The following is a 23,895-nucleotide window of genomic DNA, read 5'->3' on the forward strand; positions in this document are numbered from 1 at the left end:
AAATTTTTGTATACCGTAGATTCTTTTAAAAATTGATAGAGTATATTAGCTTTTTTAGCATGTTAAAATTTTTATTATAGTTTTTTAAGTTTTGATATTTTATGAAATACAGAGAGATATAGTGGATCATTTGAATGATGTTTTTCTTTTGTAAGAATTTATCTTGAAATTGTCTTAATATTTCCATTTTAACGCCGTTCTCTAGCTTTCTTTCTCTGTAGAATGCAATGGTAAAGCCATTGTGGCTAGGATTTAAAAATGTTTTGATGAAGAGAAAGAACATGCAATTTTTGAAAATCATTTTAAATACAGCGTTTGCTGTATTTTTTGTGTTTGATATAAGTTTAGCTCATATTGTCTTGAATGTTGCAAGCTCAAAAGAAGGCTTGGTGACGACCACTTCTAAGGTGTCTGCTCGCCCTTATGAATCTCTTATTCAGAGATTTGCAAATAAGTATAATGTTCCTGTTAATTTAGCACATGCTGTTGTAAGGGTTGAAAGTAATTATAAAGCACGTATAAAGGGGGCAGCTGGCGAAATAGGCTTGATGCAAATTAAACCCTCTACTGCACGAGGGTTGGGTTTTAATGGTTCTGTGCAAGATCTTTACGATCCTGCCACCAATCTTGAATATGGTATACGTTATTTGGCGCGGGCATATACACTCAGTGGTGGAAATACTTGTGGTACGATTCTTAAATATAATGCAGGTCATGCTGCAAAAAAAATGAATTCTATTTCAGCGAAATATTGCTCAAAAGTAAAAACTTATTTGGCTTCATTAAAATGAAAATGAACTTGAATATGGTGTGTTTGCTATAAAATATCTTGAGGATGGTATTTTCACATCATGAAAAATGTTTTATAGGTGATATGTCAGTCGGCTGGGCAGCCGCGCTTGTCTTATGCCTAAGGGTGGCAGGTGAGGAAAGTCCGGGCTCCACGGAAAGACGGTGCCGGGTAACACCCGGCGGGGGCGACCCTAGGGAAAGTGCCACAGAAAGCAAACCGCCTATTTTTATAGGTAAGGGTGAAAGGGTGGGGTAAGAGCCCACCGCGCATTCAGTAATGAATGTGGCAAGGTAAACCCCACCGGGAGCAAGACCGAATAGAAATGACGCGCAAGACTTAACTTGCAGCCGGTTTCCGGGCGAGTCATTCGGGTAGGTTGCACGAGGCGGATGGTAACATCCGTCCCAGATGAATGGTTGCCATGGAGAGTGTAAGCTTTACCATACAGAACCCGGCTTATAGGCCGACTGATATTTTTTGTTAAACACTCTTTAATAGAGTGAATATTACAGCAATTGATATTGCTATGGGATATTGTATATGAGCCCTTTTTCGGGAGGGTGCGTTTTTGAAGTGTACACTCAAAGGAAAAGCATCTTTATACAATTATAATATTTCTTTAAGTATAATGCCTTAGAATGCACATCTGGTTAGCTTTAATTCTCATCGTGATAGATATGAGAGTTGAGGTTCTGGTTATTTTGATACCGGTTGCCATGAACGATTATCGATTTGAAAAAGCATAAATCAAGACGGATTATTTTGACAGAGCAGGGTAATAAAACTGAACGCCATATTCCAGTGTTATTACAGCCAGTTTTGGCTGGGCTTATGCCATTGGTTGGAGCAAGAGTGATTGATGGTACTTTTGGTGCTGGTGGTTATACGCGCGCGTTGTTAAATGCAGGTGCACAGGTTATTGCTCTTGACCGTGATCCTCATGCTATTGCCCAAGGACAATCTCTTGTTGATGAATTTTTTCCACGGCTTCGTTTGGTGCACATGGAGTTTTCTCAGTTGGATCGTGTCGTTGAAGAAAAGGTGGATGCTGTTATTTTGGATATTGGTGTCTCTTCAATGCAACTTGATGAAGCAGAAAGGGGTTTTTCTTTTCAAAAAGATGGCCCATTAGATATGCGAATGGCTCAGACTGGTTTTACCGCTGCCGATGTTGTGAATCGTTTAAAAGGTGATGATTTAGCGCTAATCTTTAAAAGATTAGGAGAAGAACGCTATGCGGGTCGAATTGCACGGATGATTGAAAAGCGTCGCAATGTTCGGCCCTTTTTACGGACAGGGGACCTTGCACATACCATAGAGGCGTTGATTGGCCGTAAAAGCGGAGATCGCATTCATCCTGCAACGCGTGTTTTTCAAGCTCTTCGTCTTTATGTTAACGATGAAATTGGTGAACTTGCACGTGCCTTATTTGCTGCGGAACACGTTTTAAAACCAGGAGGTCGTTTGGGTGTTGTGAGTTTTCATTCTCTTGAAGATCGGATGGTCAAAAGATTTTTTTCTGCTCGTTCAGGAGAGCGTATGCGATCGCGTTATCTTCCTGAAATAGAGACGCCTCCAGCAACATTTTTTCCTTTGTTTAAAGGAGGAGTAACAGCAAATGAAGAGGAGTTGCAGAAAAATCCTCGTGCCCGTTCTGCGCGATTACGTATTGGTATCCGCACCAAGGCTGATAGTCTTGCTGTAGATATGAATTTATTTGGTATGGCAGAGATTGCTCGTTTTGAAGGCGGTAATACATGACAGTTTTTCGTACATTTGATATGATTTTAGTGATGATTATGATTTGTATGGCAGGTCTTACTTATAAGGTGAAATATGATGTTCAAAAACGGATGAGTGAAATCCGTCGTCTTGAACATGAAATTGTTGCAGCAAAAAATACAGTGAGTTTACTTCATGCTGAGTGGGCTGTGATGATAGAGCCCACACGCATGGAAAAACTTGCGAAGCGTTATCAAAAAGAGCTTGGATTAGAGATGATACAGCCTCGTCAAATCGTAGAGTTTAAGGATATTCCAGTTCGTGTTCATGATCAAATTGAGGAAGTGATTAAACAAAATCTCTTGGAGGAAGAGAAAGGTATTTTAGCAAATAATCGTCCTTTATCGGTGAATAACGGTGTTCAAGAAGGCGTGCGGTGATGAAATCGACCTTTCTATTTACGCAGAAAAAAAAATGCTTAAAGACACCTTTAGATGATCATAACTTTCCGGTTCGTCGTTCCTATTCTAGTCGTCCACGCTTGCTTTTTTCTTTGCTCTGTTTTGCTCTTTTATATGGCGTTATGGGGGGGTACCTTATTTCTTATGGTCTGGAAGGTGGGCAGATTGAAGAGGCAAAAGGACCAAATGTCCTTCAATTGACGGCACGTCCTGATATTATTGATCGGAATAACCGTTTGCTAGCAACGGATATTAAAACTTATTCGCTTTTTGCTGAACCACGACGTATTATTGATGTGGATGAAACAATTGAATTGCTCTCAACCGTTTTGCCCAATCTTAATTGGCAGGAAACTTATAAACGTCTCAAAAAAAAATCTAGTTTTTCTTGGATTCAACGCGGATTAACACCAACACAAAAGACGAAAATTATGGCTCTTGGTATTCCTGGGGTTGGTTTTCGTACTGAAATTCGTCGTTTTTATCCAAGTGGATCGGTGGTTTCGCATATTCTCGGCATGGTTAATGTTGATAATCAAGGCATAGCGGGGATGGAAAAATATATTGATGACGCTGGTTTGAGTGCTCTGCGTGCTGCTGGTCTTGCAACTGAAGAATCATTAAAACCAGTTCAGCTTTCGATTGATGTGCGTGTTCAGAGTATTGTGCATGATGAACTTATGAAGGCAATGAAACGTTATAAAGCGCTTGCTGCTGGAGCTGTTATTTTAAATATCCATACTGGTGAAGTTTTGGCTTTGGCATCACTACCAGATTTTGATCCTGGAAAACCGGTTGAAGCTCTAAAAAGTGAACGCCTTAATCGGATGAGTGCGGGGACTTTTGAAATGGGATCTATCATTAAAAGTTTTACGACCGCCATGGCTCTCGATTCAGGTCTTTTTCATTTAAATAGTGTTATTGATGCTTCACGGCCTATGCAAGCAGGGAAGAATTATTTTATTCGTGATTTTCATGGAAAAAATCGCCCTTTAGCACTTTGGGAAGTTTTTATTTATTCCTCTAATATTGGTTCTGCTAAGGAGGCATTGGCGGTAGGGATTGATGGACATCGTAATTTTTTGAAACGACTTGGTTTACTAGATCGATTGACAACAGAATTGCCTGAAGTCGCCCATCCTGTTGTTCCACGGCATTGGAAGGATATCCATTCTATGACAATTGCTTTTGGACACGGAATGGCAACAACGCCTTTGCAAACAGCAGTGGGTGCTGCTGCTTTAATGAATGATGGTTGGTTAATTGAACCTACCTTTTTGAAACGCACAAAAACAGAAACTTTGAAATATGCAAAACAAGTTTTAAATCCCAAAACGAGTCAAAATATGCGTTATCTTTATAAGTTAAACAGCGATATTGGTTCTGGGCGTAATGCAAAAGTAGAAGGTTATCGGATTGGCGGGAAAACAGGAACAGCCGAAAAAGTTGAAAATGGAAAATATTCTAAAACAAAAAATTTCAATAGTTTTCTTGCTGCTTTTCCTATTGAGAATCCTGCTTATGTTGTTTTGACAATTATCGATGAGCCTCAGCCTGAAGAGGGACAGCGTTCAGCAACAGCAGCAATGAATGCAGGGCCGATGCTTGCTAATATTATTCGCCGTTCAGCAAGTTTTTTGGGAATAAAACCAGATTTTGAAAAAGAGTACGAACCACTTTTAAGTACAAAGAAGAGTTTGAGATTCGTTAAACAACAATAAAATGAATATAAAGGTACGGTATCATGTTGTTTGGAACAGTTTTTACAGAATGTATTGAAGATGAGAACTTTTCTTCAATGGAAATAACAGGAATAAGTGCAGATTCTCGGCAAGTTTTGCCAGGCTATGTTTTTGTAGTTGTTCAAGGAAAGCAAGGTGATGGCAGACACTATATTCATGATGCCATAAAACGTGGTGCACGAGCAATCGTTACAGATTGTGATATTATGCTTGAGGATTCATCTGTTCCCATTTTACATATTTGTGATGTTCGTCATAGTTTAGCAATGGCAGCTGCACGTTTTTATGGTTCTCAACCTGAAACTGTCGTTGCTGTGACAGGGACGAGTGGTAAAACATCTGTTGTCTCTTTTGTTAGGCAAATTTGGACTCATGTGGGATTTTGTGCTGCTAGTATAGGGACTGTAGGGGTTATTACTCCTCACCGAAATGATTCTGGTTCTCTCACAACGCCTGATCCAGTAGTCTTGCAGCGCCTCCTTTATGAAATTTCCAATGAAGGTGTTACACATCTAGCCCTTGAAGCATCTTCGCATGGGCTTGATCAATGTCGGCTTGACGGGGTACATTTAGCGGCTGGTGCCTTTACCAATTTAGGGCGTGATCATATGGATTATCATCCGTGCGTAGAGGATTATTTACGTGCTAAAATGAGGTTGTTTGATAAGCTGCTACCGCAAGATGCACCTGCTCTGATTTTTGCAGATGATGTTTATTCGCAAGAGGTTATTGATCATGTTAGACAAGCACGCCGCCGTGTCTTAACAATTGGACGGAAAGGACAATTTATCACACTTAATCGTGTTGAACATCAACGTTCGAAACAGCGTGTTGAATGTCGTGTGGAAAATAATATTTATACATTTGATTTGCCTTTAGCTGGAGATTTTCAGGTGATAAATGCGCTTATGGCAGCCGGCCTAGCAATTGCAACAGGTGTTTCTCCTGATAGGGTTTTTCGTTCCCTTGAAACCTTGCAGGGAGCCCCTGGGCGATTGGAATTGGTTGGAAAGACGGAAAATAATGCGCCTGTTTATATAGATTATGCACATAAACCAGAAGCTTTAGAGCAGGTATTGCTTTCTGTTCGCCCCTTTACGCAAGGACGTTTAATCCTTGTTTTTGGTTGTGGAGGCGATCGTGATCAAGGAAAAAGACCTTTGATGGGAAAAATTGCAGAAAATAAGGCTGATATTGTTATTGTAACAGATGATAATCCACGCACGGAAATGCCAGAAAAAATCCGTAAGGATATTTTACAAGCTGTTCCAAAAGCAATGGAAATAGCAGATCGTGGTGAAGCTATTGCTTATGCGGTTGGGCTTCTGAAAGCAGGAGATACATTAATTATTGCTGGAAAGGGACATGAGAATGGCCAGATTATAGGGCAAAAAATATATCCTTTTTCAGATCGTCTAAAAGCGATTGATGCTTTGCAGGGGCGCAATAAATGAGAGCTTTATGGGATAAACAAGCGCTTGTTACTGCAATTGATGGTGTCGTCGTTGGATGTTTACCAGAAACTTTTTCTGGGATTTCTATTGATAGTCGTACGCTTGTAAAAGGTGATATTTTTTTCTGTATTAAAGGGCATCGTCTTGATGGACATGATTTTGCTGTACAAGCTTATGAAAGAGGTGCAGGTGTTCTTATTGTTGCGCAAGATCGTTTGGCTGACATAAAAAAAATATCCGCACCACTGATTGTTGTTCCTGATGTTTTGCAAGCCTTAGGAAAACTTGCACAAGCTGCGCGTAGACGCTCAAAGGCTAAGATTATAGCGGTAACAGGTTCTGTCGGAAAAACAACGACAAAAGAAATTTTGAAACAAGTGCTTACAACTGTTGGAAAGGTTCATGCTAATTCCGCTTCTTTGAATAATCACTGGGGGGTGCCGCTTACTTTGGCACAAATGCCTGCGGAATGTGATTATGGTATCTTTGAAATTGGTATGAATCATAAAGATGAAATTCGCCCTTTGGCTAAGTTGGTTCATCCGCATATTGTTCTCATTACGCATATTTCTGCGGCACATCTTGGGTTCTTCAAAAGCCTTGAGGAGATAGCAGATGCAAAAGCTGAAATTTTTGAAGGGATGGATGAGGAGGGTATTGCTGTTTTAAATGCCGATAATGATTTTTTCTCCTATCTAGCTCAAAAAGCAAAGCAATGGGGTATAAAAAAGGTCTTAAGCTTTGGTGAAGCTAAAAATTGCGATTATCAAGCAAGCGATATCCGTCTTTTAACAGATCTTTCCTCTATGACTGTTCGCATTTCTGGCCAAGAGAAGATAATTGAAATTGGCGCTCCGGGACGACATATTATGCAAAACAGCTTAGGCGTTATTGCTGTTTGTGATGCCATTGGTGTTGATTTAGAACGTATTTTGCTTTCTTTGAGATGTTTTTCTCTTCAAGAGGGGCGTGGTGTTCGTTATCGACTCTCTTTACCAAATGGAGGCGAATTTCATTTAATTGATGAAAGCTATAATGCAAATCCTGCTTCTATGCGTGCGGCTCTTGATCTGCTTGCTACAGGGCCAGTAGGGTCATGTGGTAGGAGAATTGCTATTTTGGGTGATATGTTGGAGTTAGGAGCTTATAGTGAAAAACTCCATCGTGATTTAGTACAGCCTGTGTATCGTTCTGGTGCTCATCTGGTTTTTTTATTTGGTGAAGCAATGAAGTTTTTAGCTACTGATCTGAGCGCATCTGTTAAGGTTCATTATGCTGAAAGTATTGAAAAAATTTTACCGCTTATTTTGGCAGAAATTTCTAATGGAGATCTGCTTATGATTAAATCATCCCGTAGTCTTTATTCCTCAGATATTGTGGCTGCATTGCTTGATCGCTATAAGGTGGTCTCGCTATAATTTAATAGGTTTTTTTGTATCATGATGCTGTTTTTATCTTCGCTTAGTGACTGGTTTCCAGGAGTTAATGTTTTTCGTTATATTACTTTTCGCACGATAGCTGCTACGCTTACATCGGGGCTTATTGTCTTTTTATTTGGCCCTAGCATTATTGCCTCTCTTAAATTACGGCAGGGAAAAGGGCAACCAATTCGTGCTGATGGTCCTCAGACACATTTTAAAAAGGCGGGGACACCTACTATGGGTGGATTAATGATTTTAACGGGCATTGTGGTATCAGCGCTTTTGTGGTGTAATTTATTGAATATTTATTTTTGGGTATCGCTCTTTGTTATGCTTTCCTTTGGAGCAATTGGGTTTTATGATGATTATCTTAAGGTAACAAAACAAACACACAAAGGATTTTCCGGTAAAGCTCGATTAAGTTTGGAGTTTCTTGTTGCAGCAATCGCTACCTTTATTATCTTGCAAGTTGGCTCCCCTGGATTAGCTTTGCCCTTTATGAAAGAGTATTTTATCAATTTGAGTTGGTTTTTCATTCCTTTTTCTGCTTTTGTCATTGTAGCAACAGGGAATGCGGTTAATTTGACGGATGGTCTTGATGGACTTGCTATCGTTCCTGTAATGGTTGCTGCCTTGTCTTTTGCTCTGATTTCTTACCTTTCTGGTAATATAAATTTTGCTGATTATTTACAAATTCACTATGTATCGGGAACAGGTGAACTGGCTGTTTTATTGGGTGCCGTTGTTGGTGCAGGCCTCGGATTTTTATGGTTTAATGCACCACCTGCGGCTATTTTTATGGGGGATACAGGTTCGTTAGCTCTTGGAGGACTTTTAGGTATTGTCGCTGTAGCAACAAAGCATGAAATTGTTTTGGCTCTTATTGGTGGGCTTTTTGTTTTGGAAGGGTTTTCAGTTGTTATTCAGGTTGGCTACTTCAAATTAACAAAAAAGCGTGTATTTCTTATGGCACCAATACATCATCATTTTGAGAAAAAAGGGTGGACTGAAAGTCAAATCGTGATACGCTTCTGGATTATTTCGATTGTCCTCGCTTTGATTGGCCTTTCAACACTTAAATTGCGGTAAAACTTTGATTTCTGTTACGTGTTATAAAGATCAGAAAGTTGCTCTGTTTGGATTGGGGCAATCGGGATTAGCTGCTGCGCAATCATTGATCAATGGCGGTGCAGAAGTTGTTGCGTGGGATGATAATCCTTCAAGTCGAGAAGCTGCTGTTCGGCAAAATATTCCAACGAGAGATCTTCGTTATGAGGATTGGACAGAGTTTGTCGCATTGATTTTAGCTCCTGGAGTGCCTTTGACGTATCCTAAGCCGCATTGGATTGTGGAGAAAGCACGTCAAAAACAGATAGAAATTATCGGTGATATTGAATTATTTGTGCGTGCGCGCAATTATTTTTTACAGCAGAATGGTCTTTGCGATCAGGATGTTCCGTTCATTGCTATTACCGGCACGAATGGGAAATCAACAACGACAGCTTTGCTTTCTCATCTGTTAGAACAAATGGGCTATGATGTTCAGATGGGGGGAAATATTGGAACTGCAATATTAACTCTGAAACCCTTTGTTAAAAAACGTATTTATGTAATTGAATGTTCATCATTTCAAATTGATCTTACACTCTCTCTTCGGCCAACTATTGGACTGTTATTGAATTTGACGCCTGATCATATTGATCGACATGGCAATTTTGCTCATTATGTGCAAGCCAAAAGACGTTTGGTTGCTGAGGCTTCTCATGCTTTTATTTCCGTTGATGATGCAGTTTGTCAGGATTTATATCAACAATTGCTTCATGAAGGTCATCAAGTTAAAGCGGTTTCCAAGGAACATTTTGTTGAAAATGGCTTTTATGCTGATGGGACTCAGCTTTTTTGTGTTCGTCATGGGCGGCATCATATGCTGGCAAATCTCGCTCATATGACTGCATTGCGCGGTCGTCATAATGCGCAAAATGCTCTTATGGCGTTAGCAACATTGCAGGCTTTAAAAATCAAAGATCCACATATAGAAAAGCATTTAGCTAATTATAAAGGATTGCCACATCGTATGCAACAGGTGCGCAAGATGGGAGCTGTGTTGTTTATCAATGATAGTAAGGCTACCAATGCAGACGCATCGGCTCCTGCATTGGCTGCTTTTAATGATATTTTTTGGATTGTTGGAGGGCAGGCGAAAGAAGGTGGAATTGAGGCTTTGAGAGTTTTTTTTCATAAAATCCGCAAAGCTTATTTGATTGGAACAGCAGCGGAAGAATTTGCTAGTGTTATTGGATCTGCCTTTCCTTTTTCGATGAGTTTAACTTTGGAAAATGCAATGCATGAAGCTGTTGCTGATGCAATGTGCTGTAAGGCGAAAGAGGCGGTGGTTCTCTTTTCACCTGCCTGTGCAAGTTATGATCAATTCAAAAATTATGAAATGCGTGGAGAAGCCTTTGTTTCTTTTGTTAGGCAGTTAAAAGAAACATGAACTTTTAAAAAATCCTTTTACGTTAAGACTCCAGAATCTTTTTTTGAGTAATTTGTTTTTTTAAAGTGTTTGCTAAAAAGGTAGGAACCATATCACTTTGAAGATAATTATGAAAAAGAGAAGGTGGGCATGATGGTTACACGTGTAGATAGAGACCCAATTGCTAATTGGTGGTGGACGATTGATCGCTCTATCTTTGCCGCTTGTTTGATTTTAATGGGGATTGGCATTATGCTTTCTTTTGCTGCAAGCCCCACGATTGCAAAAAAAATCGGAATTGCTGATAATTTTTATTTTGTTCGCTGGCATATCATTTTTAGTATTCCAGCATTTTTTACGATGATTACCATCTCTTTTTTTTCGCTTCGTAATATTCGCCGTTTATGTGCTCTTTTGTTTATTGCAACGCTTGTTCTTATGGTTGCAACTTTGTTCGTTGGTCCAGAATTAAAGGGAGCCCGTCGGTGGATTCCTCTCTTTGGTTTTTCTGTACAGGCTTCAGAATTTATGAAACCAGCTTTTGTGGTGATGTCTGCTTGGCTTTTTTCAGAACAGATGCGGCGTAAAGGTATTCTTGGCTACATGTTAGCTCTTGTACTTTATGCTTTTTGTTGTGTGCTTCTTGTTCTACAGCCTGATATTGGTCAAACACTGTTATTAAGCGCAACATGGGGTGGTTTGTTTTTTGTTGCGGGCGTGCCTCTTACCATTATTTTCTTATTTATCGTTTTAGGCATGGTAGGAATTGTGTTCGCCTATTTTTTTCTTCACCATGTACGTGAACGTATCAATAGTTTTTTAACAGGGGAAGGCGATACCTTTCAAGTGGATGTAGGACGTGAAGCTATTTTGAATGGTGGTTGGTTTGGGCAAGGTCCGGGAGAAGGAACAGTGAAACGTATCATTCCTGATAGCCATACAGATTTTGTGTTTTCCGTTGCTGCTGAAGAATATGGTATTATCCTGTGTCTTTTCATTATGATGCTTTTTGGCTTTATCGTTATACGCTCACTGTATATAGCGTTAAATACGCGTGATTCATTTATACGTCTTGGTATTACTGGTATAGCGATGATGATTGGCTTTCAATCAGCGATTAATATGGCGGTTAATCTTCACTTAATCCCTCCAAAAGGTATGACATTACCATTTATTTCTTATGGTGGTTCATCAATGTTGGCGATTGCCCTTTCAATGGGTATTTTGCTGAGTTTAACACGCCGTTGGCCAGAAGCACGCCTTTCTGCTTTTTCCTCTCCTTCTGCTTTGGATATTCCTTATGACTGATAAAAAAGTTATTGTTTTGGTAGCTGGTGGTACAGGCGGGCATCTTTTTCCTGCTGAAGCGCTTGCCGTTGAATTAAGGCAACGTGGATATGATGTACATTTGGCAACAGATGAAAGAGCTCGATGTTTTGTACGATGTTTTGATGAAGAGCATACTCATATAGTTTCATCAGCGACATTTACACGACGCCATCCTTTTGCACTTGTAAAAACATTTTTGACTTTATTAAAAGGAATGGGGCAGTCGTTAGCGCTGTTTTATAAGCTGCGTCCTGTGCTTGTTGGTGGATTTGGCGGATACCCTACTGTTCCACCTCTTTTGATTGCTGCCTTAAGTCGACGGGTAACATTTGTTCATGAGCAAAATGCTATTATGGGGCGTGCTAATAGAGTGTTGGCAACTTTTGTACGTGCGATAGCCGGTGGTTTGTTGTCACCCAATAACACTTATGCTCATAAAATACTTCTTACCGGAAATCCTGTGCGTGAGGCTGTTCTTAAAGCAGCAAATGTTCCTTATCATCCTTCAACGGGTGAAAATCCATTTCATTTCTTGATTTTTGGTGGTAGCCAAGGAGCTTCTTCTTTTTCAAAAATTGTTCCGGAAGCAATTGCTTTGCTGGATGATGAGAACCGTAAGCGCTTACGAATTGTTCAGCAAGTTCGGGGTAGAGCTGAAGAGTTGATAGAAATCTATCGTAAGATGGGTGTGCAAGCAGAAGTTGCTTGTTTCTTTGATGATATTGCTGAACGTATGGCGCGATCTCATTTTATTTTATCACGTGCTGGTGCGTCATCTGTTTGTGAAATAGCTGTGATTGGTCGGCCCGCTTTGCTTATCCCATATCCTCATGCTTTAGATCATGATCAGGCAGAAAATGCAGCATTGCTTGCTGCTGTAGGAGGTGCTCAAATCGTAGCAGAAAAAGATTTAAGCGCACAAAAACTTGCTGCTCTTTTAACAGAGGCTTTTTGTTCGTCGCATTTATTGGAAAAACAGGCGCTTGCTGCAAAAAAAGTCGGACAACCTTATGCAACCAGTCGCCTTGCTGATATGGCTGAAGCCTTGATTGCAGGGCAAGCATTGTCAGATATAAGAGAGGAGTTTTTTAATGAAAATGCCGCTTAATATAGGCGTTATCCATTTTATTGGAATTGGTGGTATTGGTATGAGTGGAATTGCTGAGGTTTTTCATAATTTTGGCTATAAGGTTCAAGGCTCAGATCAAGTTGAAAGTGCAAATGTTGAACGTTTGCGGAGAAAAGGAATTAATATCCATATAGGTCATCACGCTGAAAATTTAGGGAATGCAGAGGTTGTTGTTTTTTCTACGGCCGTAAAAAAAACAAATCCTGAATATATTGCTGCAAAAGAAAAACATTTGCCGCTTGTAAGACGTGCGGAAATGCTAGCGGAGCTTATGCGGTTTCGTCGGGCAATTGCTGTTGGTGGTACGCATGGTAAAACAACCACCACATCAATGGTAGCAGCACTGCTTGTCGCTGGTCATTTGGATCCGGTGGTGATTAATGGCGGTATTATCAATGCTTATGGTACGAATACGCGTATGGGAGAAGGGGATTGGATGATCGTTGAGGCCGATGAAAGTGATGGTACATTTTTGAAGTTGCCTGCCGATATTGCCGTTGTTACCAATATTGATGCTGAGCATTTAGACCATTACGGAAGTTTTGGTGCTGTACGTGAAGCTTTTCGGCAATTTGTAGAAAATGTTCCTTTTTATGGTTTTGCTATTTTGTGCCTTGATCATCCAGAGGTTCAGTTGTTGGCTGGCCGTATTGATGATCGGTGGGTGATCACTTATGGGACTAATCCACAAGCAGATGTTCGTTTTTTTAATGTTTCGATGGATGGTCAAAAAACGCAGTTTGATGTTCTTATTCGTTCGCGTAAAACAGGGAAAAGGACTGAGTTAAAAAATTTAATTTTGCCAATGTCTGGGCAGCACAATGTTTCTAATGCAACGGCAGCGATTGCTATTGCTCATGAACTTGGCATTTCAAATGAATCGATAAAAAAGGGCTTAGCAGAATTTGGTGGAGTAAAACGACGTTTTACGCAAACAGGAAGTTGGCGCGGAATTGAAATATTTGATGATTATGGACATCATCCTGTCGAAATAAAGGCTGTTTTATGTGCAGCACGTGAAAGCGCAAAAGGGCGTGTGATTGCGATTGTGCAACCACACCGTTATTCACGTTTGTATCACTTGTTTGATGATTTTGCTGCTTGTTTTAATAATGCAGATACAGTGCTGATTACGCCTGTTTACGCAGCCGGTGAGGAACCTATTGATGGTTTTGGTGCTAGAGAGTTGGTCGAACATATTCAAATGGCTGGTCATCGTGATGTGCGTTTGATTCATTCTCTGGAAGATGTCATTTCGATTGTCTCTACAGTTGCTCAATCGGGGGATTATGTTGTTTTTCTTGGTGCTGGCAATATCACACAGTGGGCTTGTGCTTTGCCGCATCAGTTGGCGGTATTGGATCATAATGATAAATTTTCAACGCATTGATGGTGAGGCGCTGTTGGCGCAATTGCAACCGATGTTAAGCAGAATAAAAGGCAAACTTGCGCCTAATATCGAGATGCGGAAGGTGACGTGGTTTCGCACTGGTGGGTTAGCAGAACTTCTTTATCAACCTGCGGATGAAGCAGATTTAGCCCTTTTTCTACAAAATCTACCTCAATCTATTCCTGTCACAATTGTGGGGATCGGTTCTAATCTTTTGGTCCGTGATGGGGGAATTCCTGGTGTTGTTATTCGTCTTTCAGCTAAAGGTTTTGGGCAAGTGCGACAAGTTTCTCCAAACCGCTTTTTTGTTGGTGCTGCTACGGCAGATAAACATTTAGCAGCGGCAGCTTTAGAAGCTGAGATTGCAGGTTTTCATTTTTATCATGGTATCCCTGGTGGTCTTGGAGGAGCCCTTAAAATGAATGCTGGGGCTAATGGTATTGAGACAGCTGCACGTGTTGTAGAGGTTTATGCATTTGATCGTAAAGGACAGCGCCATATCTTGAGCTTAAAGGATATGCAGTATTCCTATCGTCATTGTAATGTTTCTGAAGATCTTATTTTTACGGCGGCTTTGTTGGAAGGCCAACAGGGGAATAAAGATGATATTCGTGCAGCTATGGATGAGGTTGCACGTCATCGGGAAGCAGTACAGCCTATTCGTGAAAAAACAGGTGGATCAACTTTCCGAAATCCTGAAGGTACATCTGCGTGGCGTGTTATTGATGAAGCTGGATGCCGTGGTTTGCGGGTTGGGGGTGCTCAAATGAGCGAAATGCACTGTAATTTTATGATTAATACAGGGCAAGCAACAGGTTATGATCTTGAAGCTTTGGGTGAAACAGTCCGTGCACGTGTTTTTGCGCATTCAGCCCATCTTTTACAGTGGGAAATATGGCGTATTGGTCAATTTGAACAAGGTCGTAATGTTCTCTCTTTTGAACAGTCTCACTGATTTACTGAGTGCATAAAAAAGTGCAATAAAAAATTGAGTCATTTCAAAGAGATAATAAAAAAATTCCATTAAGAATCAATAAATTAACAGAGAAGCTCTTGCGTCTTGTGCCTGATTCTGATTCATTACGAAAAATGCTAGATGATTGATTCGCAAGGATAAATCTTAGTATTTTCTGTATATGGTGTTAGTTATTTCTATGTAGTCTATATATGGTAGACAAAGGAGGGTGAGTTTTTATGAAAGATGAACATATAGCTGTATTAATGGGGGGGGTCTCCTCTGAGCGGTCTGTAAGTTTGTCTTCAGGTACTGCTTGTGCTGATATTCTTGAAGCACAGGGGTATCGTGTAAGTCGTGTGGATGTTGACGGTCATGTTGCTTCTGTTCTTGAACAGTTGCGGCCTGATATCGCTTTCAATGCATTGCATGGTTCTTTTGGAGAAGATGGTTGTATTCAGGGTATTCTTGAATATTTGAAAATTCCTTATACGCATTCTGGAGTCATGGCGTCGGCATTGGCGATGGATAAGGGGCGTGCAAAAATTATTGTGGCAAGTGTTGGAGTTTCCGTTGCGCCTTCTTTGGTGATGAGTCGTTTTGCTGTTGGGCGAGTGCATCCTATGGAGCCCCCTTATGTGATTAAGCCTGTGTGCGAGGGGTCGAGTTTTGGTGTTGTGATTGTTAAAGAAAGTGAATCTGTACCACCCCATAATATTGTAGGATCTGAGTGGGCTTATGCAGATGAAGTAATTGTTGAAAAATATATTCCTGGTCGTGAACTGACTTGTGCTGTTTTGGGAAATGAGGTGCTGGATGTCTGTGAAATTCTTCCCGATCAGCATTTCCAATTTTATGATTATGATTCAAAATATAAAACTGGTGGCTCTCTTCATATTTGTCCTGCACCACTTTCATCAAATATTTACCAAAAGGTGCAAAGAATGTCTTTAGCTGCGCATCAGGCGATAGGTTGTCGAGGTGTTAGCCGTTCTGATTTTCGTTTTGATGAGGAAGCAGGAGAATTGGTTTGGCTTGAAATTAATACTCAGCCCGGTATGACACCAACCTCTCTTTTTCCTGATATTGCAAAAGCAAGTGGTCGTAGTTATGGCGATATTGTTCAGTGGATGGTGGAGGACGCGTCGTGTATGCGTTGAATGTTAATAAAGCAAATGGTTCGATGGAGGTGCTGTTCGTGTCAGTTTTGCCACGTCTTTATCGTCGCGTTCTTCGAATTGTGTTTGAGTTTATAGCCGATATTCATGTTCCTCGCCATTTTGGTTCTTTTGCGGTTTTGTTATTTTTCTTTTTTACAGTGCTTTATGGGCTTTCATCGAGTGGTCGTATGGGGGTGATTGTGAAAACTGTAATATCGGATGTTGGTTTTTTGGTCACTGATGTCGATATAAATGGTAATAAACGCTTGGTAAAACAGGAGATTTTGAAAATTTTAGGACTTGATTCTGCTGAGTCTATATTCACTTTTGATGTTGAGAAGGCCCGTTCTGTTTTGGAGCAGCAAGCTTGGGTTCAATCGGCTAATGTTCAGAAAATTTATCCCAATAGAGTGCGTATTTCAATCGTAGAGCGTAAGCCTTATGCAATTTGGCAGCATGATGGCATGATGGATATTGTTGATGATACAGGTCGTATTATTTTGCCTCTTAAAGGTGAAGTTGTTCGGAATTTGCCTCTTTTGGTTGGCCAAGGCGCGCAAAATGCTGCCAAAATGTTTCTTCAAGAACTTTCTGTGTATCCACAGTTGTATAGTCGTGTTCGTGCTTTTGTGCGTGTCGGTGATCGGCGCTGGGATCTTGTTTTGAATAATGGGGTACGCGTTATGTTGCCTGAAAATGATGCGCTTGAAAGGCTTTCTTCTTTGATTAAGACTGGCACAGCGGAGGATCTTTTTTCTCGTGATATTCTGAGTGTTGATTTACGCCTTTCTGATCGTATTACAGTTTCCTTGTCCGATGAGGCATTAGACCGTCGTGGTGCTGCTGTAGCAGAAGAAGAACGCATGTTGAAGGCGCGAAAGGCAGGAAGCCTATGATGTTGCTCAGATCACAGCATATGGGGGGGCGTAAAACACGTTTTTTAACGGTTCTTGATGTCGGATCAAGTAAAATTGTCTGTCTTATTGCTTGTTTGCGTCCTTTGAAACATACGCATTATTTACATGGTCGTACACATTCGATGGAAATTCTAGGCTTTGGAGTACAGCGCTCACAGGGTATCAAATCCGGTGTTGTGATGGATATGTTTGCAGCAGAGCAATCAATACGGTTGGCTGTTGATGCGGCAGAAAAAATGGCTGGTTTGGTCGTGGATTCGGTGATTGTAAACTTTTCCTCAAGTCGATTACAAAGTGCTCTTATTAATGGCATGGTAAATTTGAATGGTCGTGAAATCACTCAGCGTGATGTGCGTGTGGCATTTTCAGATGTTTCTCGTAAAGCTTTTGATGCTGAGCGTCATGTTATGCATACCGTTCCAGTCTCCTATGTATTGGATGGAGATAAAGGGATTTCTGATCCTATTGGAATGGCGGGAGAATTGTTTGGTGTCGATGTTCATGTGGTAACAGCGGAAACAGCTTCTTTGCGTAATTTAGAAACTTGTATTAATCGTGCACATTTGAGTGTTGAAACAATGGTTGCAACTCCTTTTGCAAGTGGTCTTGCTGTTTTGATGAATGACGAAGCGCATCTAGGGGCCGCGTGTATTGATTTTGGTGGTGGAACAACGACATTTTCAGTGTTTTTTGAGGGAAAATTTGTCCATGCAGAGGCGCTTGCGATTGGTGGGCATCATGTAACTCTTGATGTTGCACGTGGTTTCTCTATGTCACTTACAGAGGCAGAACGTTTAAAAGTTGTCTATGGTTCAGCGCTTCTGACAAGTGCTGATGAGCGACATATGATTAATGTGGCAGAGATTGGGAATGGACAGCGTGAGACGCAATATCCTCGTGCTGTTCTTGGTCGTATCATTCGTGCACGTGTTGAAGAAATTCTAGAGATGGTACGTGATTGTTTAAATCGTTCTGGTTTTGGTCACATTATTGGTAAGCGTGTTATTTTGACCGGGGGTGCAAGCCAGTTAACAGGATTGCCAGAAATGGCACGGAGTATTTTGGGAAGAAATGTTCGTATAGGACGGCCTTTAGGTATTTCGAGGCTTCCTTCTCTTGCAAAAGGGGCGGCATTTTCATCTGCTGTTGGATTGTTAATTTATCCGCAATTGGTGGGGTTTGAAGAAAAAACAATGCAGGGTGCAGTGAAACATTTATCGATGGGCACGCGTGGGTATTTTCAGCGTGTTGGTCAGTGGTTGCGTGAGAGTTTTTAAATAAGTTTATTGAGGTAAGTTAAATTTTATCGCTTGGGTTTGCGATGTTTTATGAGAAGGAAAAGAAAATGACGATTAATCTGCATCGGCCAGATATCGCGGAATTAAAACCACGCATTACCGTTTTTGGTGTTGGCGGTGGCGGTGGGAATGCCGTGAATAATATGATTAATGCTGGTCTTCAGGGAGTTGATTTTGTTGTTGCAAATACAGATGCACAGGCTTTGGCTATGTCAAAGGCTGAACGTGTTATCCAGCTTGGTGCAGCAGTTACGGAAGGTCTAGGTGCTGGAGCTTTGCCAGAAGTTGGTCAAGCAGCGGCAGAGGAATGTATTGATGAAATTATCGATCATCTAGCAGATTCTCATATGGTTTTTATTACAGCTGGTATGGGGGGAGGTACCGGAACTGGCGCGGCACCTGTGGTGGCTCGTGCTGCGCGTGAAAAAGGTATTTTGACTGTTGGTGTTGTAACAAAGCCTTTTCAGTTTGAGGGTGCGCGTCGTATGAAAACGGCAGAGGCCGGCATTGATGAATTGCAAAAGTCTGTTGATACGCTTATTGTTATTCCCAATCAGAATCTTTTCCGGATCGCGGATGAAAAAACAACATTTGCTGATGCATTTGCCATGGCTGATCAAGTACTTTATTCTGGTGTTGCTTCTATTACCGACCTCATGATTAAAGAAGGGCTCATTAACCTTGATTTTGCTGATGTTCGTTCTGTTATGCATGAAATGGGCCGGGCGATGATGGGAACGGGTGAAGCGTCTGGTGAAGGTCGCGCTTTGAATGCTGCTGAAGCTGCTATTGCGAATCCACTGTTGGATGATACTTCTATGCGTGGTGCTCGTGGCTTACTTATTTCCATTACGGGTGGTCGTGATATGACACTCTTTGAAGTCGATGAAGCTGCTAATCGTATTCGCGAAGAAGTGGATGCCGATGCCAATGTTATTTTTGGTGCCATTGATGATGAGTCCCTAGAGGGTGTTATTCGTGTATCTGTGGTTGCAACAGGTATTGATCGTGAGGTTAGTGATATAGTTCAGCCATCTCATCCTCAACTTCAAAGACCTGCTGCTTCAATTCGTAAGAGTGATCCTGCGGCATCGTCACAGACTTCTTTTCATGTTCAGTCACCTCCTTTACGTTCTGAGTCAATGGTAGAAGTGATAGAAGCACTTGAAATAGAGAAAGGGAAACCAGCTGGAGAACAGTTTCGTCCTAAGAGCCAGATTTTTGCACAGCCTGCCGATACTGTTGCTGCACGAAGTGTGAGCACTGCTCCTTATGGTTCAAGTGTTGTGCATAGTCAGATATCAAATGCGCCACGTATGCAAGCAAGCCGTGCTTCTCAACAGTCGATGGTTGCACCGGTCAGTATGGAGGCGACGGCGCATGTTCTTGATGAAATGACAGAGGTTGTGAAGCAGAAAGACAAGCAAGTACAACATATGCAAGCACGATCACCGATGCGTATGCCTGAGTTAAAAGATTTTCCTCCTGTTGTTCATGCTCAACGTGAGAGGGTTCCAGCAGCTGGCCAGGGTCCTCGCAATCTTTGGCAACGTTTGAAACAGAGCTTGACACATCGTGAGGAAGTTGAACCAGAAGCTCGGTTAGAGCCTGCTGTGAGATCCTCTCAGCAGAAAGAAGCGCAGGTTTATAATAAAAGTTCTCAGGATGCTTCTGTGTATGTTCCACGTCGTTCTGGCGAATTACATCCTCATGTCCCGCAAGATCAGCGTAACTTTATAACCGAAGAAGATCAATTAGAAATACCAGCATTTTTGCGTCGTCAGGCCAATTGATTGGCAAAAAGTGAGGAAAAGAGGCTATTTTAATCCTTTTTTCATGATGGTTAAAAGTTTTAAGTAGCAGAATATACTGTGTTTTTGAGAAAAGTGTTTTATTTTTTATAAACCCGTTTATAATGAGCGGGTTTATTGTTTGCTATGAATATCATTTTTATAGTTTTATAAATATTTTCAAAGGTTATAAAATTATTCAATAAAGTAACATGATGAAGCTGGTGCAAAAATATCAGTCTACTCTTAAAAAATCCGTAGCATTGAAGGGCTATGGTGTTCACAGTGGATGTTTATCTGTGGTGAAAATTCATCCAGCTGATGTTGGATGTGGTATTATTTTTAAGCGTTGTGGATTAGAAGGAACGAATCAAATCCTTTATGCGCATGCATCGCAAACGGGATCGACTGAATTATCAACAGTGCTTGGTCATGGTGAATTCAGAATTGAAACAATTGAACATTTGATGGCTGCAATTACCGCTTATAATTTGGATAACCTTATTATTGAGGTATCGAGTCATGAGATACCTATTTTGGATGGGGCTGCATGGCAATATTGTCAAGCTTTTGAAGAGGTTGGTATTGTACAGCAAAATGCGTTGCGTCCTTATTTTATCATAAAAAAACCGCTGCGTGTTGAAGTTGCGAGTGGAGTTGCTGAGTTTTTGCCGTTTGATGGGCGTCGTTTTGATGTAACGATTTCTTTTTCTTCTTCTGCTATTGGTAAGCAACATTTTAGCTTTGATCTTACCCCAGCAGGATTTCGCGATAATTTATCACGTGCGCGCACTTTTGGTTTTGTTAAAGATGTAGAAAAATTATGGACTTCTGGAAAGGGAATAGGTGCCTCTTTTGAAAATTCTCTTATTATCGGACTTAACGACGAAATTATGAATCCAGGCGGTCCTTATTGGGAGGATGAGTGTGTGCGACACAAAATGCTTGACGCGATTGGTGATACCGCTTTGCTTGGAGCACCTTTTATTGGATTGTTTCGTTCCTATTGTAGTGGGCATAGAATTAATTCGCAATTGGTAAAAGCTATTTTGGCAGACGAATCTTGTTACGAAATAAGTTACTTATAGGGAGTGTAGAGCAAAAATTGAAAAGATTTTCTTATAGCTTGTTTGATTTTTAGGGGGATGATTGACCTAAGTCACTAAATTGGTTAGTGGATGTTAAAGCGATATGGTATAGAAACGCTTAATAAATAATTTTTGCTACAAGGTGACATTCTCTGGAGGCCGGAAGAACTATGACAAAATCTTATATATGTATTGAAAATATGGCAGATAGGAAATCTAACATTGTACGCACAGTTTTGGGGGTGATGCTTTTGGGGAGCACCTGCTTGTTAGCGGGTTGTTTATTTAAAGAGAAAAATACCCTTGATCCATCTGTATATGTGTTAAAAATGGATCCACCAGATGTTTTATATAATCAGGCACTTGCAAGCCTTGAGAGTGGACGGCTTGCCGATGCGTCGAAAAAGTTTCTTGCGATTGAAAAACAGTATGCTTACACGGATTGGGGCCGTAAATCCTTGGTAATGGGTGCTTTTACAAATTATCGGCTTGGTAAGTATGATGATTCAATTAGCATGGCTCAACGCTATATCACTCTTTATCCAGGAGCTGATGATTCGGCGTATGCTTATTATATTATTGGTCTTTCTTCTTTCCGTCGGATTCCTGATGTTACACGAGATCAACGTGATACAAAGCGTGCTATTGCTGCTATGCAACTTCTTGTGGAGCGCTATCCAAATTCTGAATATGTCGAGGATGCTAAAGCAAAAATACGTTTTGGACGGGAGCAGTTGGCTGGTAAAGAAATGCAGGTTGGCCGTTATTATGAAGAAGGGCGCCGCTATCTTGCTGCAAGTAGAAGATTTCGTACAGTGGTTGAAGAGTATTCCGATACAAATCAAATTGAAGAAGCGCTTTTCCGCTTGACGGAAGTTAATCTTGCTCTTGGATTAACTGCGGAAGCGCAGACAGCAGCAGCTATTTTAGGACGTAATTACCCTAAAAGTGAGTGGTATAAGTTTTCTTATAATTTATTGCAAAAAAATAGCATATCTCCACAGGAGCACAAATCTTCTTGGATCTCACATGCTCTAAAGGGTGATAAGAAGAAGGCACGTTGATTCTCTATGCTGGTACAGCTTTCGATTCATGATATTGTTTTGATCGAAACGCTTGATATTCATTTCACAGCGGGTTTGTCGGTCTTGACTGGGGAAACGGGTGCTGGGAAATCTATTCTTCTTGATGCTTTGTCGCTAGCTCTTGGTGGGCGCGGCGATGCTTCTCTTGTGCGTCATGGGGCTGCACAAGGGCAAGTAACGGCTGTTTTTGATGTTCCTGTTTCACATCCTGCACGTCAGCTTATCCGTGAGAACGGTTTTGATGATGAAGGTGATATTATTTTACGGCGTGTGCAGTCAAATGATGGTCGTAGCCGTGTTTTTATCAATGATCAGCTTGCTAGTGTAGCATTTATGCGGTGTGTTGGTCGTTTGTTGGTTGAAATCCACGGGCAGCATGATGATCGTGCACTTGTTGATGTTGCAACGCATCGCCAGTTATTAGATGCCTTTGGGGGGCTTCAGAACGGGACAGAAAATTTACGCCAATGCTATCGGATATGGCGTGAATTTGAAGAGCGCTTGCAACAACAGCGTAGCAAAGTAGAAAATGCTGTGCGTGAGGCTGATTATCTTCGTGCCTGTGTGGAAGAACTGGAGAAGCTTGATTTTCAAATTGGTGAAGAAGAAGCTCTTTCTCTCCGTCGTGCTGATATGCTTAAATTAGAAAAGATAGCAACGGATATTAAGGAAGCTGATGATCTCTTAAGTGGCTCTAAATCACCAATTCCTGTTCTTTCTAATTTGGTGAGGCGTTTGGAGCGAAAAATCTCTGAAGCACAAGAGCTCATTACACCGGTGGTGAAATCTCTTGATGAGGCATTACATGCACTTGCTGCAGCGCAAGAAGGGATTGAAGCAGCAATGCGAGCATTGGATTTTGATAGCGGTGAATTAGAACGGATAGAAGAGCGTCTTTTTTCTCTTCGCGGTTTTTCTCGTAAATATCAGGTTGCTGCGGATGATTTGGTTTCGTTGCGTGATAAAATGGATGCGGAGCTTGCTGATTTTGAGGATGCGCAAGCGACATTAACTCATCTTGAAGTTGAGGCACGGGAAGCACAAAAAAATTATGATATATTAGCACAAGCATTGTCAATAAAGCGTCGAGAAGCCGCAAATCACTTGTCTAAGAGTGTTATGGCTGAGTTACCTGCATTGAAGTTGGAAAAAGCAGAATTTATCGTTGAAATACAAAGTGATGCTGAAAAACGAAGTGCAGAAGGGATAGATCGTATTGAGTATTGGGTTCGGACAAATCCTGGAACACGAGCGGGACCAATGCTTAGTGTGGCTTCTGGTGGCGAATTGTCTCGTTTTTTATTAGCATTAAAAGTTGTTTTGTCTGATCGTGGATCGGCTCCCACATTGATTTTTGACGAAATTGACACGGGCGTTGGGGGCGCTGTTGCTGCTGCCATTGGACAACGGTTGCAGCGTTTATCAAAAAGTGTTCAGGTTTTTGCTATTACACATGCACCACAGGTAGCTTCCAAAGCCCATAGTCATTTTCTTATTTCAAAGGTTGAAAGTGGTGATAAAGGGCGTTTTATGACGGGTGTGCGTAAAATGGAGGAGAATGAGCGTGCAGAGGAAATTGCTCGCATGCTAGCAGGAGAGCAGATTACTCAAGAAGCACGTGCTGCGGCTCAAAAGCTTCTCACATAGAGAGAGACGCGCATGTGTTCATATGGATTCTCTTCAGCAAA

The 23,895-nt window shown here is 41.1% G+C and carries 19 protein-coding genes and 1 other RNA gene; all 20 read left to right on the top strand.

Going from position 1 to position 23,895, the window contains the following annotated elements:
- Positions 1–281 precede the first annotated feature (281 nt).
- The gene (locus AC0QT1_RS05175; RefSeq protein ID WP_473200292.1) at positions 282–791 is read left to right on the top strand and encodes a lytic transglycosylase domain-containing protein; all 510 of its coding nucleotides are present in this window, start codon (positions 282–284) and stop codon (positions 789–791) included.
- Positions 792–877: 86 nt separating this feature from the next.
- Positions 878–1,268, top strand: an RNA gene (gene rnpB / locus AC0QT1_RS05180) — RNase P RNA component class A.
- 287 nt (positions 1,269–1,555) lie between these two features.
- Positions 1,556–2,554: a 16S rRNA (cytosine(1402)-N(4))-methyltransferase RsmH gene (rsmH, locus tag AC0QT1_RS05185; protein WP_473200398.1), complete on the top strand. Its 999-nt coding sequence runs from the start codon at positions 1,556–1,558 to the stop codon at positions 2,552–2,554.
- On the top strand, positions 2,551–2,955 hold the full coding sequence (ftsL, locus tag AC0QT1_RS05190; protein ID WP_473200291.1) for a cell division protein FtsL: 405 nt from the start codon (positions 2,551–2,553) through the stop codon (positions 2,953–2,955). Before rsmH ends, ftsL begins: the two co-directional genes overlap by 4 nt.
- A complete protein-coding gene (locus AC0QT1_RS05195) occupies positions 2,955–4,697 on the top strand; it encodes a peptidoglycan D,D-transpeptidase FtsI family protein (protein WP_473201782.1) in 1,743 nt (580 codons plus the stop codon). The genes ftsL and AC0QT1_RS05195 overlap by 1 nt, the downstream gene beginning before the upstream one ends.
- Before the next feature lie 23 nt (positions 4,698–4,720).
- Positions 4,721–6,172 (top strand): UDP-N-acetylmuramoyl-L-alanyl-D-glutamate--2,6-diaminopimelate ligase, encoded by a 1,452-nt coding sequence (locus AC0QT1_RS05200; RefSeq protein ID WP_473200289.1) that lies wholly within the window; start codon positions 4,721–4,723, stop codon positions 6,170–6,172.
- Positions 6,169–7,590, top strand: coding sequence for a UDP-N-acetylmuramoyl-tripeptide--D-alanyl-D-alanine ligase (locus AC0QT1_RS05205; RefSeq protein WP_473201783.1), 1,422 nt, complete (start codon positions 6,169–6,171; stop codon positions 7,588–7,590). The genes AC0QT1_RS05200 and AC0QT1_RS05205 overlap by 4 nt, the downstream gene beginning before the upstream one ends.
- A 21-nt stretch (positions 7,591–7,611) precedes the next feature.
- Positions 7,612–8,682 (top strand): phospho-N-acetylmuramoyl-pentapeptide-transferase, encoded by a 1,071-nt coding sequence (gene mraY / locus AC0QT1_RS05210; RefSeq protein WP_473200287.1) that lies wholly within the window; start codon positions 7,612–7,614, stop codon positions 8,680–8,682.
- A gap of 4 nt (positions 8,683–8,686) precedes the next feature.
- Positions 8,687–10,087 carry a UDP-N-acetylmuramoyl-L-alanine--D-glutamate ligase gene (murD, locus tag AC0QT1_RS05215; RefSeq protein WP_473200286.1) on the top strand — a complete coding sequence of 467 codons (1,401 nt, stop codon included), beginning with the start codon at positions 8,687–8,689 and terminating at the stop codon, positions 10,085–10,087.
- A gap of 132 nt (positions 10,088–10,219) precedes the next feature.
- Complete coding sequence (locus AC0QT1_RS05220) at positions 10,220–11,374, top strand: FtsW/RodA/SpoVE family cell cycle protein (protein WP_473201796.1); 1,155 nt, start codon at positions 10,220–10,222, stop codon at positions 11,372–11,374.
- On the top strand, positions 11,367–12,503 hold the full coding sequence (gene murG, locus AC0QT1_RS05225; protein WP_473201784.1) for an undecaprenyldiphospho-muramoylpentapeptide beta-N-acetylglucosaminyltransferase: 1,137 nt from the start codon (positions 11,367–11,369) through the stop codon (positions 12,501–12,503). Before AC0QT1_RS05220 ends, murG begins: the two co-directional genes overlap by 8 nt.
- Positions 12,487–13,914 carry a UDP-N-acetylmuramate--L-alanine ligase gene (gene murC, locus AC0QT1_RS05230; protein WP_473201785.1) on the top strand — a complete coding sequence of 476 codons (1,428 nt, stop codon included), beginning with the start codon at positions 12,487–12,489 and terminating at the stop codon, positions 13,912–13,914. The genes murG and murC overlap by 17 nt, the downstream gene beginning before the upstream one ends.
- The gene (murB, locus tag AC0QT1_RS05235; RefSeq protein ID WP_473200283.1) at positions 13,892–14,869 is read left to right on the top strand and encodes a UDP-N-acetylmuramate dehydrogenase; all 978 of its coding nucleotides are present in this window, start codon (positions 13,892–13,894) and stop codon (positions 14,867–14,869) included. The genes murC and murB overlap by 23 nt, the downstream gene beginning before the upstream one ends.
- Before the next feature lie 239 nt (positions 14,870–15,108).
- A complete protein-coding gene (locus AC0QT1_RS05240; protein ID WP_473201786.1) occupies positions 15,109–16,029 on the top strand; it encodes a D-alanine--D-alanine ligase in 921 nt (306 codons plus the stop codon).
- Positions 16,017–16,925 (top strand): cell division protein FtsQ/DivIB, encoded by a 909-nt coding sequence (locus AC0QT1_RS05245; protein ID WP_473200281.1) that lies wholly within the window; start codon positions 16,017–16,019, stop codon positions 16,923–16,925. Before AC0QT1_RS05240 ends, AC0QT1_RS05245 begins: the two co-directional genes overlap by 13 nt.
- Complete coding sequence (gene ftsA, locus AC0QT1_RS05250; RefSeq protein WP_473200280.1) at positions 16,922–18,223, top strand: cell division protein FtsA; 1,302 nt, start codon at positions 16,922–16,924, stop codon at positions 18,221–18,223. The genes AC0QT1_RS05245 and ftsA overlap by 4 nt, the downstream gene beginning before the upstream one ends.
- 68 nt (positions 18,224–18,291) lie before the next feature.
- The gene (gene ftsZ / locus AC0QT1_RS05255; protein WP_473200279.1) at positions 18,292–20,037 is read left to right on the top strand and encodes a cell division protein FtsZ; all 1,746 of its coding nucleotides are present in this window, start codon (positions 18,292–18,294) and stop codon (positions 20,035–20,037) included.
- Positions 20,038–20,246: 209 nt separating this feature from the next.
- Entirely contained in the window at positions 20,247–21,122 is an 876-nt protein-coding gene (gene lpxC / locus AC0QT1_RS05260; protein ID WP_473200278.1) for a UDP-3-O-acyl-N-acetylglucosamine deacetylase, read from the top strand.
- 170 nt (positions 21,123–21,292) lie between these two features.
- Positions 21,293–22,186 carry an outer membrane protein assembly factor BamD gene (locus tag AC0QT1_RS05265; protein WP_473200277.1) on the top strand — a complete coding sequence of 298 codons (894 nt, stop codon included), beginning with the start codon at positions 21,293–21,295 and terminating at the stop codon, positions 22,184–22,186.
- 6 nt (positions 22,187–22,192) lie between these two features.
- Complete coding sequence (gene recN, locus AC0QT1_RS05270) at positions 22,193–23,854, top strand: DNA repair protein RecN (RefSeq protein WP_473201787.1); 1,662 nt, start codon at positions 22,193–22,195, stop codon at positions 23,852–23,854.
- Positions 23,855–23,895 lie beyond the last annotated feature (41 nt).

The sequence above is a fragment of the Bartonella sp. P12B genome (genome assembly GCF_055796185.1).

Coding starts and splice junctions, on each gene's coding strand:
- AC0QT1_RS05220 (WP_473201796.1), top strand. CDS start 10,220: ATGGTTACACGTGTAGATAGAGACCCAATTGCTAATTGGTGGTGGACG.
- AC0QT1_RS05195 (WP_473201782.1), top strand. CDS start 2,955: ATGAAATCGACCTTTCTATTTACGCAGAAAAAAAAATGCTTAAAGACA.
- ftsL (WP_473200291.1), top strand. CDS start 2,551: ATGACAGTTTTTCGTACATTTGATATGATTTTAGTGATGATTATGATT.
- AC0QT1_RS05240 (WP_473201786.1), top strand. CDS start 15,109: ATGAAAGATGAACATATAGCTGTATTAATGGGGGGGGTCTCCTCTGAG.
- AC0QT1_RS05175 (WP_473200292.1), top strand. CDS start 282: ATGCAATTTTTGAAAATCATTTTAAATACAGCGTTTGCTGTATTTTTT.
- AC0QT1_RS05205 (WP_473201783.1), top strand. CDS start 6,169: ATGAGAGCTTTATGGGATAAACAAGCGCTTGTTACTGCAATTGATGGT.
- murC (WP_473201785.1), top strand. CDS start 12,487: ATGAAAATGCCGCTTAATATAGGCGTTATCCATTTTATTGGAATTGGT.
- mraY (WP_473200287.1), top strand. CDS start 7,612: ATGATGCTGTTTTTATCTTCGCTTAGTGACTGGTTTCCAGGAGTTAAT.
- AC0QT1_RS05265 (WP_473200277.1), top strand. CDS start 21,293: ATGACAAAATCTTATATATGTATTGAAAATATGGCAGATAGGAAATCT.
- ftsZ (WP_473200279.1), top strand. CDS start 18,292: ATGACGATTAATCTGCATCGGCCAGATATCGCGGAATTAAAACCACGC.
- AC0QT1_RS05200 (WP_473200289.1), top strand. CDS start 4,721: ATGTTGTTTGGAACAGTTTTTACAGAATGTATTGAAGATGAGAACTTT.
- lpxC (WP_473200278.1), top strand. CDS start 20,247: ATGATGAAGCTGGTGCAAAAATATCAGTCTACTCTTAAAAAATCCGTA.
- recN (WP_473201787.1), top strand. CDS start 22,193: ATGCTGGTACAGCTTTCGATTCATGATATTGTTTTGATCGAAACGCTT.
- murG (WP_473201784.1), top strand. CDS start 11,367: ATGACTGATAAAAAAGTTATTGTTTTGGTAGCTGGTGGTACAGGCGGG.
- ftsA (WP_473200280.1), top strand. CDS start 16,922: ATGATGTTGCTCAGATCACAGCATATGGGGGGGCGTAAAACACGTTTT.
- murB (WP_473200283.1), top strand. CDS start 13,892: ATGATAAATTTTCAACGCATTGATGGTGAGGCGCTGTTGGCGCAATTG.